The sequence below is a fragment of the Streptomyces tubercidicus genome (assembly GCF_027497495.1).
GTDB classification, from domain to species: domain Bacteria; phylum Actinomycetota; class Actinomycetes; order Streptomycetales; family Streptomycetaceae; genus Streptomyces; species Streptomyces tubercidicus.
In genome coordinates this window covers 1579778-1593656 of sequence record NZ_CP114205.1, presented here as the reverse complement: position 1 = coordinate 1593656, position 13879 = coordinate 1579778, and the positions used below count along the sequence as shown (strand labels likewise).

Genomic DNA, 13879 nt, shown 5'->3' with positions numbered 1-13879 from the left:
GCGGGCGGCCGGCTCGTCCACGAGGCCGGCCGTCCCACGATTCCCGGACCGGCTGGCCGATTGGCGCCCCTGTTGCCGGAGCCCCCTCCCGCCGCACCATCCAGCGGCCTTCGCGTCGCCGAGTTTTCAACAAAGTGTTGACGTGATGTTGCCGGGGGTCTTAGCTGTTTCCAGCCAAGCAGAGCTGTCCAGCACCATCAGGCCACGGAGGCTTCCCGTGTCTTCGAGTTCACCGCGCCCGGCGGGGGATGCCCCCGCGCCCCGGGCGGGGCTCATTCGGTTCAACAACGCTGAGGACGGTACGGCGCGTGCCGTGCTGCACGAGGTGTGTGCCAGCCGGGCGTGGGGGGAGCGGATGCTCGCCCGGCGGCCCTATGCCGGCGCCGACGAGCTGTTCGCCGCGAGTGATGCCGCCATGGCGGAGCTGACCGCGGACGACCTGGCCGAGGCGATGGCCGGGCATCCGCCCATCGGGCGGCCGAAGCCGGGTGATCCGGCCTCGCGCCGGGAGCAGAGCGGCATGGCGGGCGCCTCCGACGCGCTCAAGGCGGAGATGCTGGAACTCAACCTGGCCTACCAGGAGAAGTTCGGGCATGTCTTTCTGATCTGCGCCTCCGGCCGTACCGGGGAGCAGATGCGGGACGCCGTTCGTCTCCGGATCGGCAATACGCCGGAACAGGAACGAGAGATCGTTCGTACCGAACTCGGCAAGATCAACCGCATTCGTCTGACCCGTATCGCGGAGCACGGAGAAGGAGACGCAGCATGAGTGGCGAGACGGCCGCACCTACGTCGGTGTCCACCCACATCCTGGACACCAGCGTGGGCCGCCCCGCGGAGGGCGTCGCCCTCACGCTGTCGGTGCGCGCCGGTCGCGACGCCGCCTGGACCGCCCACGGTGCGTCCACCACCGACGCGGACGGACGCTGCAAGGACCTGCCGGAGCTGCCGGCCGGCACCACCCATGTGCGCCTCGACTTCGCCGTCGAGGAGTACTTCTTTCCAGACCAGCACAGCGCTTCAGACCAGCACGGCGCACACCGCACCGCACACCAGCAAGCCGAGGAACAGCAGGACGCCCCCCGCGTAAGGGACAGCGGTGCGTTCTTCCCGGAGGTGGCAATCACCTTTGCCGTCCGGCCGGGCGAGCACTATCACGTACCGCTGCTGCTCAACCCGTTCGGCTACTCCGTATACCGAGGGAGCTAGCACCGACATGACTGCCCATTCCCGCCCGGCCCGCGCTGCCGATTCCCGCCCGGCCCGCCCTGTGATGCTCGGACAGAACCAGTACGGCAAAGCCGAAAACCGCGTCGTCAAGATCACCCGGGACGGCGCCAAGCACCACATCAAGGACCTGAACGTCTCGGTGTCGCTCTCCGGCGACCTGGAAGAGGTCCACCTCTCCGGCTCCAACGCCCACTGCCTGCCGACGGACACCACCAAGAACACCGTGTACGCCTTCGCCAAGGAGTACGGGATCGAGTCGGCCGAGCAGTTCGGCATCCACCTGGCGCGGCACTTCGTCAGCAGCCAGGAGCCGATCCACCGGGCCCGTATCCGGATCGAGGAGTACGCCTGGGAGCGGATCGCCGGCTCCGACGCCAACTCCCGCTTCATCGGCGCCGACGAGGTCCAGCACTCCTTCGTCCGCAAGGGCCAGGAGACCCGGCTGACCGAGATCACCTACGACGGTGAGCGCTGGCAGGTCATCTCCGGGCTGAAGGACCTGGTGGTCATGAACTCCACCAACTCGGAGTTCTGGGGCTACATCAAGGACAAGTACACGACGCTCAAGGAGGCCTACGACCGCATCCTCGCCACCGAGGTGTCCGGCCGCTGGCGGTTCAACTGGACCGACGACGAGCAGCGGATGCCGAACTGGGAGCGTTCGTACGAGCAGGTCAAGAAGCACATGCTGCAGGCCTTCGCGGAGACCTACAGCCTCTCGCTCCAGCAGACGCTGTACCAAATGGGGGCGCGGGTCATCAATCACCGCTCGGAGGTCGATGAGATCCGCTTCTCGCTCCCGAACAAGCATCACTTCCTGGTGGATCTGGAGCCGTTCGGACTGAAGAACGATACCGACGAAGGAGCCGTGTATTACGCGGCGGACCGCCCGTACGGACTGATCGAAGCCACTGTTCTGCGCGACGGTGTCGAGCCCCGGATCCCGGTGGATCTGACCAACCTCTGAGCGGCTCCGGCGCAACGCCGTGCCGTGCGTTCCCCTCCCCACCCGCATCGGGGAGGGGGCGCACATCCCGGAAAGAAGGAAACGCACCATGGCAGCACCGGCATCCCCTGACAGCGCGGTGAAGCAGCGCCTCGTCATCGAGAACTGCGCCATCGCGACCGTCGACGCCCAGGACACCGAGTACGCCACCGGCCATGTGGTCGTCGCGGACCAGGTCATCGAGTCGGTGGGCGCGGGCAAGGCTCCCGAGGGGCTGGAGAATGTCGTCCGGCGGATCGATGGCACGGGACACCTCGTCACCCCGGGCCTGATCAACACCCATCACCACTTCTATCAGTGGATCACCCGGGGGCTGGCCACCGACCACAACCTGTTCAACTGGCTGGTGGCGCTCTACCCGACCTGGGCCCGTATCGACGCCCCGATGCTCGCCGCGGCCACCCAGGGCTCGCTCGGCATGATGGTCAAGGGCGGGGTCACCACCGCCTCCGACCACCACTATGTCTTCCCGCGGGGCTCCGGCGACCTCGTGAGCGCCGAGCTGGCGGCCGTCGCGGAGATCGGCGCGCGGATCACCCTGGCCCGCGGCTCCATGGACCGCAGCGAGAAGGACGGCGGACTGCCCCCGGACTTCGCCGTCGAGACCACCGAAGGCGCCCTGCTGGCGACCGAGGAGGCCATCGACACCCACCACGACACCTCCTTCGGCGCGATGGTGCAGATCGCCGCGGCGCCCTGCTCGCCGTTCTCCGTGTCCACCGAACTCATGCGGCAGGGCGCCGAGTTGGCCCGCCGTAAGGGCGTACGGATGCATACCCATGGCTCGGAGACCGTGGAGGAGGAGAAGTTCTGCCACGAGCTGTTCGGCATGGGCCCGACCGACTACTTCGAGTCGACCGGCTGGCTCGGTGACGACGTGTGGATGGCGCACTGCGTCCATATGAACGACTCCGACATCGCCGCCTTCGCCCGCACCGGCACCGGCGTCGCGCACTGCCCGTCCTCCAACGCCCGCCTCGCGGCCGGTATCGCCCGGGTCCCCGACATGCTCGCGGCCGGCGTCCCGGTCGGCCTCGGTGTCGACGGCACCGCCTCCAACGAGTCCGGCGAACTCCACACCGAGCTGCGCAACGCCCTGCTCATCAACCGGCTCGGCGCCCACAGGGAAGCCGCCCTCAACGCCCGCAAGGCGCTGCGGCTGGGTACCTACGGCGGAGCGCAGGTCCTCGGCCGGACCTCCGAGATCGGCTCGCTGGAGGCCGGCAAGCTCGCCGACCTGGTGCTGTGGAAGCTGGACGGCCTCGGGCACTCCTCCATCGCCGACCCGGTCACCGCGCTGGTCTTCGGCCCGGCCGCCCCCGTCACCCTCTCCCTCGTCGGCGGCCGGCCGGTCGTCGAGGACAACCACCTCAGCAACGTCGATGAGGACACCATCGCCCGCACCGCGCGGGCGGAGGCACAGCGTCTGGCCCGTATCGCCGCCGAGGGCTGACCCCCACGGCGCGGTCCCACGACCGACGCACACCCCTGAACTCGGCCGGGAGGGACGGCTCCCGGCCGGGCGGGTGGATCCGAGCGGGATCCACCAGCGCCGGACCCCGGGGATGCGGGAACTCCCGTACCCCCGGGTCCGGTTGGCCCGACCGCCACCGTCCCCCGCGCGCCACAAGCGCACCGGGCCGCCCCACGCTCACCAGGCGACTTCCCGCACCCCGCACCACATCGCACGCCCTCCGTGACAGCCTCGCCCCGCCGGCCCCCGGTGGCGCAGAAAACGAAGGAGGCCCGCAGTGGCCGCAAAGACCGGGCAGCAGTCGGAGGGGGACCGGATACATCCGGTCGATGAGACCCTCCCGCCCTTCAAGATGATCACCAGCGGCCTCCAGCATGTGGCCGCGATGTACGCGGGTGTGGTGGCCCCACCGATGATCGTGGGTCCGGCCTGCGGGCTGAGCGCCACAGAGACCGCCTTCCTGATGGGCGCCAGCCTCTTCACCGCGGGTATCGCCACGCTCCTCCAGACCCTCGGATTCTGGAAGGTCGGCGCCCGGCTCCCCTTCGTCAACGGCGTCTCGTTCGCCGGTGTCACACCGATGGTCGCCATCGGCAAGGCCCAGGGGCCCGACGACGCCCTCCCGGTCATCTTCGGCGCGGTGATCGTCGCCGGTGTGCTGGGCTTCCTCCTCGCGCCGTACTTCTCCAAGCTCGTACGGTTCTTCCCGCCGGTCGTCACCGGCACCGTCATCACCCTGATCGGCGTCTCACTGCTGCCGGTGGCCTTCAACTGGTCCCAGGGCGGCAACGACCGGGCCCCGGACTACGGTTCGCTGACGAACATCGGGATGGCCGCGCTGACGTTCCTGATCGTGCTGGTGCTGCGGCGGGTGCTGCGCGGTTTCCTCCAGCAGATCGCGATCCTGCTCGGTCTGGTCGCCGGCACCCTGATCGCGATACCCGTCGGCATCACCGACTTCTCCGCGCTCTCCCAGGCGTCCCTGATCGGCTTTCCGACGCCCTTCCACTTCGGCGCCCCGCAGTTCGACCTCGCCGCCATCATCAGCATGTGCATCGTGATGCTGGTCTGTATGACCGAGTCGACGGCCGACATGCTGGCCCTCGGCAGGATCGTCGGCCGCCCGGCGGACGAGCGCACCATCGAGGGCGGACTGCGCGCCGACACCCTCGGCACCGCCGTCAGCCCGCTGTTCAACGGTTTCGCCAACAGCGCCTTCGCCCAGAACATCGGCCTGGTCGCGATGACCAAGGTGCGCAGCCGCTTCGTCGTGGCGACCGGCGGTCTGATCCTGATCGTGCTGGGCCTGTGCCCGGTGGCCGCCTCGGTCATCTCGCTGGTCCCGCTGCCGGTCCTCGGCGGCGCCGGCATCGTGCTCTTCGGCTCGGTCGCCGCCAGCGGCATCCAGACGCTGGCCTCCGCCGCGATGGAGAAGGGGGACAACGCCCTGATCGTCGCGGCGGCCGTCGGCATCGGCCTGATCCCGATCGCCGCCCCGGACTTCTACCACCACCTCCCCAAGGACCTGCTGGTCGTCCTGGACTCCGGCATCAGCACCGGCTGCCTGGTCGCCATCGTGCTCAACCTTGCCTTTAACCACTTGGGGCGGGAGAGGGCGGATGGGGGCGCGGTGGATGGGAGCGCGGTGGACGCGGAGCCGGTGGACGCGGAGCGGGCGGCCGGGGGCACGGCGGCCCGGGACTCCGTGGCCGGGGACCCGGCGGCCCGGGGCGCGGCAGCCGAGGAGCCCGCGGGCGATCCGGCCGCGGCGGCGCCCGCACACTGACGCGGGGCGGCCCGCGGCGCCCGCCCGACTCACGCGAGGGCGGCCGCCCGCGCCCTCAGCCCAGCAGCCCGCTCAGCAGCTCGCGGATGCCCGGCCCCGGGTCGAAGTCCTCGACAGGGAAGGCCAGTTGATGGAAGGCGACACCATCCATGTAGTCGAAGAGGACCGCGCAGTGCCGGCGCGGAGCCGGTGAGCCGAAGCGCTCCAGCCACTCCGCGCCCCAGCCGAGGACGGTCTCCCGGCCGCGGGTGAGCGCCGGGCGGAGTTCGGGCCGGGCGGTGGCCTCCAGGTAGAGCGCGAACCGGGCGGCCGTCCTGGCCCGCTCGGGCCCGGTCGCGTACTGCAGGAACCGGGTGACCGCGTCGGCGAGTTCACCGGCGTCGGCCGGCGCGGCGGCCGCGGCGAAGTTCTCCCAGTCGCGGCGCTCCAGCACCTGGAGGTGGTCGACGATGCCGTCGATCAGGGCCGCCCGGTTGCGGAAGTAGTTGGAGGTGGTGCCGGACGGGACGCCCGCCGCCGCGTCGACCGCCTGATAGGTCAGCCGCCGTGCCCCCTCGCTCCCCAGCACCTGGATTCCCGCGTCCAGTACCTGATCCCGCCGTCGTGCCACCCGAGCGCCCTTCGCCGTGTCTTTTTACTATGTTTGTAGTGCCGATCCACTATGGACATAGTACCGTGTCGCCATGACCCGGAAGCAGCGCACGGCGGCCGTCGTCGGCGGCGGTATCGGCGGGCTCGCCACTGCACTCTCCCTCCGTAAAAGCGGCTGGACGGTCGACGTCTTCGAACGCGCCCGCCGCTTCCCCACGGCCGGTACCGCCCTCGGGCTGTGGCCCACCGCGCTGGGCGCCCTGGACGCCCTCGGGGTCGGCGCGCAGGTGCGCTCGCTGAGCCGGCCGCAGACCTCGGGTGCCTTCCTGCGGCCCGACGGCGGCCGGATCGCCACCCTCGACATCGAGGCCATGAAGCGGCGCACCGGTGAAGCGGGCCGCCTCATCTCCCGGCCCGATCTGCTCTCCCTCCTGCAGGAAGCGGCAGGGGAGGTCACCTTCGGCGAACGCATCGAGGACCTCGGCGCGCTGAACGGCTCGTACGACGTGGTGATCGCGGCCGACGGCCTCAACAGCGCGGCCCGCACAGCCCTCTTCGGCCCGCGCCACCGCGCCCGGTACGTCGGCGCCTCCTCCTGGCGCGGCACGGTCGACGGGGAGATCGGGAGCATCACCGAGACCTGGGGCGAGGGCCGCCGCTTCGGCATCACCCCCAGCTCGGGCGGCCGGACCAACTGGTTCGCCTGCGCCGTCGTGCCCGAGGGGCAGCGCGAACCGGGCCGGGAAGCCGCCACACTGCGCGAGTGGTTCGGCCACTGGCACACCGGAGTGCGCGACATCGTGGACCGGCTGACGGAGTCCGAGGTGCTGCGCCTGGACCTCTACTACCTCGATCCGCCGCTGCCCTCCTACGTCCGCGGCCGTACGGTCCTCATCGGCGACGCGGCCCACGCCATGACCCCGGACCTCGGCCGTGGCGCCTGCGAAGCGCTCGTCGACGCCGTGGAGTTGACGCGGGCCCTGACGGCGACCCCGGACGTACCGTCCGCGCTGCGTGCGTACGACCGTGCCCGGCGCCCGCAGACCCAGCGGCTGGTGCGTACCGCGCGGCTGATGAACCGGATGGCGCACGCCCGGCGGCTGCCCGGCCTGCGGAATGCCGCGATGCGGACCGCGATGGCCGTGGGCGGCGCGCTGGGCTGAGCGCCGCGTGCGCCGTACTTCCGGACCGCCGGTGAGTCCGGCGGCCCGGTCCGACGGGCCGGTCCGGCGGAGCGCTCAGGGACGCGGCGCGCCGAGCACCTCCGCGAGCTGCCCGGTCATCCAGTCCAGTTCATCGGCCGTGATGACCAGGGGCGGGGCGAGCCGGATCGTGGAGCCATGGGTGTCCTTGGCGAGGATGCCCCTGGCCAGGAGCCGTTCGCAGGCCTCGCGCCCCGACATGAGCCGCGGGTCGATGTCGATACCGCTCCACAGCCCACGGCTGCGGACCGCGCGTACGCCGTGGCCTATGAGTCCTTCGAGCCGCTTGTGGTGCTGCTCGCCGAGCCGGGCGGCCCGCGCCTGGTATTCGCCGGTCGCGAGCAGCTCGACGACGGCGTGGCCGACGGCGGCGGCCAGCGGGTTGCCGCCGAAGGTCGAGCCGTGGTTGCCGGGCCGGATGACGCCGAGGGTCTCGCGGCGGGCGACCACGGCGGAGAGCGGCACGATGCCGCCGCCGAGGGCCTTGCCCAGGATGTACATGTCCGGGGTGACACCCTCGGCGTCGCAGGCGAACGTGGTGCCGGTGCGGCCGAGACCGGACTGGATCTCGTCGGCCACGAACAGGACGTTCTCCCGGCTGCACAGCTCGCGCACGGCCGGGAGGTACCCCTGCGGCGGGATCAGCACTCCCGCCTCGCCCTGGATCGGTTCGAGCAGCACCGCCACGGTGTGCTCATCGACCGCGGCCGCCAGCGCGGCGGCGTCTCCGTAGGGGACGGTGCGGAAGCCGGGTGTGAACGGGCCGAAGCCGTCCCGCGCGACGGGGTCCGTCGAGAAGCTCACGATCGTGGTGGTGCGTCCGTGGAAGTTGCCGTCGGCGACGATGATGTTCGCGCGGTCCGCGGGCACGCCCTTGACCTCGTAACCCCACTTCCGGGCCACCTTCAGTGCGGTCTCCACGGCCTCGGCGCCGGTGTTCATCGGCAGGACCAGGTCCATCCCGGCGAGTTCGGCGAGATCCCGGCAGAACGGGCCGAGCCGGTCGTTGTGGAAGGCGCGGCTGGTCAGGGTGAGGCGTTCGAGCTGTTCCCGGGCCGCGGCCAGCAGCCGGGGGTGGCCGTGGCCGAAGTTGAGCGCCGAGTAGCCGGCCAGGCAGTCCAGATAGCGGCGTCCGCCGACATCGGTCACCCACGAGCCCTGGCCGGAGGTGAGGACCACCGGCAGCGGGTGGTAGTTGCGGGCGGTGGCGGTCTCGGCGAGGTCCAGGTGCTGCCGGGCCTCGGGGGTGAGCGGAAGGTCGCCGGTGGTGTCGGTGGCGGTCATGTGCGGGTCCTCGTTCCTGAGTACGCGGGCGGTGCGGGTGGGGCCGGGGCAGGCGGGTGTCAGTGCTGTGGGACGTACTGCTCCGCGGCGGCCAGATAGCCGGCGAGCAGGGCGTGGGCGACGTCCCGCACCCGTTCGTCGGGCGGCAGGAACGTCGGGGAGTGCAGCTGCTCGGTCCCGCCGTGCGTGCCCACGAACAGCATCAGCGCGGGCATCCGTGCGGAGAAGTACGAGAAGTCGTCCGCGCCCGCGGACCGCAGGTCGGCGGCGACCTTCAGGCCGAGTGAGGCGAGCAGCGGCTGGGTCGCGGCGGTCAGCGTCGCGTCGTTGTCGAGTACCGGCTCGCCAAGGGTGATCCGGACGTCCGCGGTACAGCCGTACGCCTGAGCCACCAACTCCGCGGTCTCCACGAGGCGTTGATGGAGAAACTCACGGTCGGCCGTACGCATCGCGCGCAGGGTGCCGCGCGCCTCGGCGGAGCCGGGGACGACATTGGCCGCGGTTCCGGCGGCGAGCGTGGTGACACTCAGCACGACGGAGGACATCGGGTCGGTCCCGCGGCTCACCAGGCTCTGCAGGGCGACCACGACATGCGCCAGGGTGACGACGGGGTCGTGGGTGAGGTGCGGGTAGGCCGCGTGGCCGCCGCGGCCCCGGACGGTCACGGTGAATTCGTCCGCCGAGGCGTTCACACCCCCGGGAGTACAGGCGACGGTGCCCGCCGCGAGCAGCGGCTGGACATGCGCCCCGATGGCCGCCCGGCACTGCTCCCGTTCGAGGATCCCGTCCTCGGTGACATCCTGCGCGCCGGAGGGATACGTCTCCTCGCGGGGCTGCAGTACGGCGAGCAGCGGGACCGGACCGCCGGCCCGGTCCACCGCCCGCGCCAGGGCGACCAGCGCGGCCAGGTGCACATCATGACCGCAGGCGTGCATCACACCGGGGTGCTGCGACGCCCAGGGCACCCCGGTCTCCTCGTGCACCGCCAGGGCGTCGAGTTCACCGCGTACGGCGATGGCCGGACCGCTGCCGCCCACGCGGACCACGGCTCCGGTGCCGGCCACCTCGGTGGCGGTGTGCCCGCCGGGCAGCGCGGCGAGCACCAGCTCGCGGGCCGCGGCCTCGTCGCCGGACAGACAGGGCCGGGCATGGAGCCGGTGGCGCAGCTCGACGGCGTCGTCCAGCTCCCGTTCGAGCTGTGCCGCGAGGGCTGTGAGGGTGTCGTCGGTGGTCATGCGCCGCCCTCCAGCCCGTAGACCCGGCGGGCGTTGTCGTGTCCGATCATGCGGGCCACCCGGACCGCCTCATCGAGGTCCCATTCGCCGCTGCCGACCCACGGCGCCATCGCCCGCAGCATGCCGCGCCGCCACAACAGGGCGCCCAGATGGTGCAGTTCGGGAGGCCCCCAGGCGTCGCTGGAGAAGAGGATCTTGGCGAACGGAGCCAGCTCCAGCGATTCGGCGACCACGGCGTCGGAACGGACGCCGGTGTAGTTCACACCGAGCCCGACATCGAAGAAGACATGCGGGAAGACCTGCGCCAGATAGCCGGCGTTGCGGTGGAAGGGGTAGCAGTGCAGCAGCAACAGGTCGACGCCGTGCGGCTGTACGTTCCTGATGAACCGGGTGAGCAGCAGCGGGTCGCAGCGGTGCAGTTCCACATCCGGATCGCCGTACCCGGCGTGCAGTTGGATAGGCAGTCCGCGGTCGACTCCGGACCACAGCAGGAAGCGCAGCAGCACCGGGTCGGTGACCCGTACGGTTCCCGTGCGCGCGCACTCGGCCAGCCACGTGCCGGCCGCGGCGACGACCTCGCCGTCGGCCGGCCGCCCGGGGTCGAAGTCGAAGCCGAACCGGTAGGCGACGATGCTCTTGAGGCCGACCGCGTCGACGGTCCGTGCGGCGAGGGCCTCGCGGAACCGCTCGGGCAGGTCCGCCGCGGCCACCCCGCCGCGGGCCACGTCCTCCAGCACGGACTCCAGCCGTACGATCTCGTCGACGGGGCGCCCGGAGGCGTCGGCCATGCCGTCGGGGCCGAGGATCTCCGCACCGCCGTAGCCGGTCTCCAGCAGGTAGTGGGCGATACCCGAGGCCGCGAGCAGTCTGCGGTTGACCTCCGCCGGTCCCAGTTCCCGGCGCCGGGCGAGATAGGCGTCCGGCGCGGCGTGCGCGGCGAGGCCGAGGACCGGTGCGCACCAGCGGCGCACCGCGAAGCCGAGCTGAGAGTCGAACTGGGTCATCCACGGCGGGACCGGACGGTCCGACTCGGTGAGCATCAGCTCCAGTCCGGCGCGGTCGACGTCATCGCGGAGCGCGCCGTGGACATGGTGGTCCACGAGGGGCAGTTCCGCGATCGCCGCCGCCAGGGCATCAGTAGACATCGGCAACCTTCCGGATACGTGCGGTCTCGTCGAGGCCGGCCAGCTGGGCGAGTTCGGACCGCTTGACCGACAGATGGGTGGCGAGGAGCTGTGGGTCGAACCACGAGCGCACGACGTCGTCCGACTCCAGTGCGTGCAGGGCCTCTTCGAGGGAGGAGGGGAGGGCGGGGACACCGTCCAGCACCGAGGCGTCGGTGTCCTCCGGCCACACCGTGGGCTCGTCGTAGTCACGGACCAGCCCTTCCAGCCCGGCGCGGAGCAGGACCCCCAGCGCGAGCCAGGGATTGGCGGTGGCGTCGGCCGCGCGGTACTCCAGGTTGAACTGCGCGGCGGGATCGCCCCCGGCGAGCTGTGTCGTGGGGCAGATCCGCAGCAGCGACTCGCGGTTGCGCTCGGCCAGGAAGATCCCGCCGGCGCTCCAGCGATGGGGCGTGAGCCGGAGGAACGAGACCGGGCTCGGTGCCGTCCAGGCGGTCAGCGCCGGAGTGTGGCGCAGAATGCCGGCCGAGAACCGGGCGCCGAGCGCCGAGAGGCGTCCCGGGCGCGCAGGGTCGAAGAGGACCGGACGGCCCTCGGCGTCCCGCAGGCTCAGATGGAGGTGGACCCCGTTGCCCACCCCGTCGGGCGCGAGGAGGGGTGCGAAGCTGACCGGCAGCCCACGACGGCGGGCGAGGTCCCGTACCAGTTCCTTGAGCAGTACGGCGCGGTCGGCGGCGGCCAGTGCGGGACCGGGGCGCAGGGTGATCTCGAACTGGCCGTCCCCGTATTCCGGGAGCCAGTTCTCCGGCTGCAGCCCGGCCTGTTCCAGGAGCCGTACGAGGTCCGAGCCGAAGGGCTCCGCCTGCCGGAAGCGCTGCAACGAGAACGGCTGGCTCACCGGCAGTCCGCCGAGCACGAATTCGTGCTCGATCGCCGCCACCACCTCGATCCCGGTGCGCTCCCGCAGCTCCTCGACCGCGTCGCGGAGGAAGGTGCGCGGACAGCAGGGCCAGGGGTCCCCGTCGGGCAGGGTCTGGTCGGCGAGGTAGAGCCGCAGGGCGGGAGCGTCCCCGTCCGCCGGGATGTCGACGCCGGTGGCCGGATCCGGGACCAGCCGCAGGTCACCCCGCGAACCGAAGACGTTGTCGGCGATCGGGCCGAACGCGGAGATCGCGAGATCGGCCGGGACCCAGCCGGTGCCGGAGCGCAGCGCCGAGCCCTGGTCCGAGGAGGGCACGGCACGCCCCCGCACCTGCCCGGCCAGATCGCAGGTGGCGACGAAGACGGTGGCGGCGTCGGTCATCGGGGGGTCCTCGGGTGCGGCGCGGAAGGCGGGGGAGGGGCCGGGGGCGGTGGGAGCGAGGAGTCCCGCTTCCGTCCCCGGCGTGTGCACCAGCGTCATGAGGGCACCTTTCGGTTGGTGTCGGTGAAGCCGGCTTCGGTGACCAGCCCACTGGTCAGCCGGGCGCCGATGCGCCGGGTGAGGGCGGGCGCGAAGAGGACGACCGCGCCTCCGGTCAGGCACCAGGCTGCGGCGATCCAGGGGAAGTAGGTGTAGGGCGCGCTCTGTCCGGTCGACTGCTGGAGGAAGACGAAGCCCAGATAGCCCAGCCCGGCGACCGGCACCACCAGCTCGTAGCGGGGGATGCGGCCCCGGCCGGAGAGCGTAAAGACGATCACTCCGACCCCGGCGACCGCATACGCGACCAGGAGGCACAGCACGCCGAGGGTGGCGTACCAGTAGTACGTGTCGAAGGCGGCGGCCCCGGTGCCGTACATCACGGCGGTCAGTGCCGCCGCAACGCCGCCGCACACCCGCAGCGCCGTGGTCGGGGCACCGGTGACGGGGTGGGTGCGGGCAAGGGCGCGCGGCCCGAAGCCGTCCCGGGCCAGCGCCTGGACCATACGGGCGGCCGCCGCCGAGGAGGACAGCGCGGCGGCGAAGGCGGAGGCGACCGCGGTGAAGGCGATGACGAGCGCGAACCAGGTGCCGATGTACTGCCCGGAGAGCGCCGAGAGCGCCGACTCGGCCTTGCCGAACTCGCGCACCCCCTGGGCGTCGGTGCCGAAGCCGATGGTCTGGGCGAACATCATCAGGACGTAGAGGCCGCCGGTCAGCAGCACACTGCCGGCCAGCGCGCGGGGGATGTTGCGCTTGGGGTCGTCGGTCTCCTCACCCAGCGACGCGCATGCCTCGAACCCGGCCCAGGACAGGAAGGCGAAGACGGTGGCCGTCATGACCGCGCCGTACGTGGTGCCGCCGGCGGTGAACACCGAGAGATCGAGGCTCTGGTGCCGGGGCGCCGATCCCGTTCCGGCCCGCACCGTGATGACGGCGGCGAGCACCAGCATGGCGAGGATGCCGATGCCCTCCACGATCAGCAGGGTGCGGGCGGTGGTGCGGCCGTCCCGGGAGTTGAGCGCGGTGACGCCGAGGGCCGCGAGGAACGCGACAGCGACCCAGGGGCCGGTGGAGCCGATGCCCATCGCGTGCAGGAACGCCTGGGCGAAGACACCGGTCGCGGCGAGGGTGCAGACGAGAAAGGCGAGATAGGTGCCCAGCAGGGCGAAGCCGCCGAAGAAACCGGCGCGGGGGCCGATCGTGGCCCCGGCCAGGGCGTAGACGGATCCGGCCTGGTTGAAGTGCTGGGTCAGCCGCCAGAAGCCGTAGGCGACCAGGCCGACACCGAGCAGGCCGAGCAGGAAGACGAGGGGGACGGCCTTGCCGACCGCGGCTGCCACTCCGGCCCCGTTGAGGCCCATGGCGAGCGTCGGCCCCATGAGACCGACGGAGAGGGTCAGCGCTTCCCACAAGCGCAGCTTGCGTGTTCGAGGAGGATTCGACACAGGGCGCTCCGAGGAGGAGACGGGGCTGCGTCTGAAGCAGCCCGAGCCCCGTCATGAAACATACGTTCCAAGGAGCGCGTCAATAGGGGCGCCATGAAAT

At 71.5% G+C, this 13879-nt stretch carries 12 protein-coding genes; 6 read left to right on the top strand and 6 right to left on the bottom strand.

Going from position 1 to position 13879, the window contains the following annotated elements:
* The first annotated feature begins 217 nt into the window (after positions 1–217).
* From uraD to STRTU_RS06815, 5 genes are all read left to right on the top strand, one after another.
* On the top strand, positions 218–769 hold the full coding sequence (gene uraD / locus STRTU_RS06835; RefSeq protein ID WP_159742719.1) for a 2-oxo-4-hydroxy-4-carboxy-5-ureidoimidazoline decarboxylase: 552 nt from the start codon (positions 218–220) through the stop codon (positions 767–769).
* Complete coding sequence (gene uraH, locus STRTU_RS06830) at positions 766–1209, top strand: hydroxyisourate hydrolase (RefSeq protein ID WP_159742718.1); 444 nt, start codon at positions 766–768, stop codon at positions 1207–1209. The genes uraD and uraH overlap by 4 nt, the downstream gene beginning before the upstream one ends.
* Before the next feature lie 7 nt (positions 1210–1216).
* Positions 1217–2197 carry a factor-independent urate hydroxylase gene (gene pucL / locus STRTU_RS06825; RefSeq protein WP_159742717.1) on the top strand — a complete coding sequence of 327 codons (981 nt, stop codon included), beginning with the start codon at positions 1217–1219 and terminating at the stop codon, positions 2195–2197.
* A gap of 88 nt (positions 2198–2285) precedes the next feature.
* The gene (locus STRTU_RS06820) at positions 2286–3689 is read left to right on the top strand and encodes an 8-oxoguanine deaminase (protein WP_159742716.1); all 1404 of its coding nucleotides are present in this window, start codon (positions 2286–2288) and stop codon (positions 3687–3689) included.
* Between the two features lie 298 nt (positions 3690–3987).
* Positions 3988–5496, top strand: a complete 1509-nt coding sequence (locus STRTU_RS06815; RefSeq protein WP_371873563.1) for a nucleobase:cation symporter-2 family protein — start codon at positions 3988–3990, stop codon at positions 5494–5496.
* A 55-nt stretch (positions 5497–5551) separates the two neighbouring features.
* Here the strand turns inward: STRTU_RS06815 and STRTU_RS06810 are convergent, their stop codons facing one another.
* Entirely contained in the window at positions 5552–6106 is a 555-nt protein-coding gene (locus STRTU_RS06810) for a TetR/AcrR family transcriptional regulator (RefSeq protein WP_159742715.1), read from the bottom strand.
* 73 nt (positions 6107–6179) lie between these two features.
* Here STRTU_RS06810 and STRTU_RS06805 point away from each other — a divergent pair, with 73 nt between their 5' ends.
* Positions 6180–7250, top strand: coding sequence for an FAD-dependent monooxygenase (locus STRTU_RS06805; protein WP_159742714.1), 1071 nt, complete (start codon positions 6180–6182; stop codon positions 7248–7250).
* A gap of 75 nt (positions 7251–7325) precedes the next feature.
* Here STRTU_RS06805 and rocD read toward each other — a convergent pair whose 3' ends face one another.
* Genes rocD through STRTU_RS06780 form a run of 5 tightly spaced genes read right to left on the bottom strand, consistent with a single transcriptional unit; the run spans position 7326 to position 13779 of the window.
* Positions 7326–8573 carry an ornithine--oxo-acid transaminase gene (rocD, locus tag STRTU_RS06800; RefSeq protein ID WP_159742713.1) on the bottom strand — a complete coding sequence of 416 codons (1248 nt, stop codon included), beginning with the start codon at positions 8571–8573 and terminating at the stop codon, positions 7326–7328.
* 59 nt (positions 8574–8632) lie between these two features.
* The gene (locus STRTU_RS06795) at positions 8633–9808 is read right to left on the bottom strand and encodes a M20 metallopeptidase family protein (RefSeq protein WP_159742712.1); all 1176 of its coding nucleotides are present in this window, start codon (positions 9806–9808) and stop codon (positions 8633–8635) included.
* On the bottom strand, positions 9805–10953 hold the full coding sequence (locus STRTU_RS06790; RefSeq protein ID WP_159742711.1) for an amidohydrolase family protein: 1149 nt from the start codon (positions 10951–10953) through the stop codon (positions 9805–9807). The genes STRTU_RS06795 and STRTU_RS06790 overlap by 4 nt, the downstream gene beginning before the upstream one ends.
* Entirely contained in the window at positions 10943–12334 is a 1392-nt protein-coding gene (locus STRTU_RS06785; protein ID WP_159742710.1) for a glutamine synthetase family protein, read from the bottom strand. The genes STRTU_RS06790 and STRTU_RS06785 overlap by 11 nt, the downstream gene beginning before the upstream one ends.
* Positions 12331–13779 (bottom strand): APC family permease, encoded by a 1449-nt coding sequence (locus STRTU_RS06780; RefSeq protein ID WP_159742709.1) that lies wholly within the window; start codon positions 13777–13779, stop codon positions 12331–12333. Before STRTU_RS06780 ends, STRTU_RS06785 begins: the two co-directional genes overlap by 4 nt.
* Between the last annotated feature and the right edge of the window lie 100 nt (positions 13780–13879).

Coding starts and splice junctions, on each gene's coding strand:
- STRTU_RS06795 (WP_159742712.1), bottom strand. CDS start 9,808: ATGACCACCGACGACACCCTCACAGCCCTCGCGGCACAGCTCGAACGG.
- STRTU_RS06785 (WP_159742710.1), bottom strand. CDS start 12,334: ATGACGCTGGTGCACACGCCGGGGACGGAAGCGGGACTCCTCGCTCCC.
- STRTU_RS06805 (WP_159742714.1), top strand. CDS start 6,180: ATGACCCGGAAGCAGCGCACGGCGGCCGTCGTCGGCGGCGGTATCGGC.
- pucL (WP_159742717.1), top strand. CDS start 1,217: ATGACTGCCCATTCCCGCCCGGCCCGCGCTGCCGATTCCCGCCCGGCC.
- STRTU_RS06820 (WP_159742716.1), top strand. CDS start 2,286: ATGGCAGCACCGGCATCCCCTGACAGCGCGGTGAAGCAGCGCCTCGTC.
- uraH (WP_159742718.1), top strand. CDS start 766: ATGAGTGGCGAGACGGCCGCACCTACGTCGGTGTCCACCCACATCCTG.
- STRTU_RS06790 (WP_159742711.1), bottom strand. CDS start 10,953: ATGTCTACTGATGCCCTGGCGGCGGCGATCGCGGAACTGCCCCTCGTG.
- rocD (WP_159742713.1), bottom strand. CDS start 8,573: ATGACCGCCACCGACACCACCGGCGACCTTCCGCTCACCCCCGAGGCC.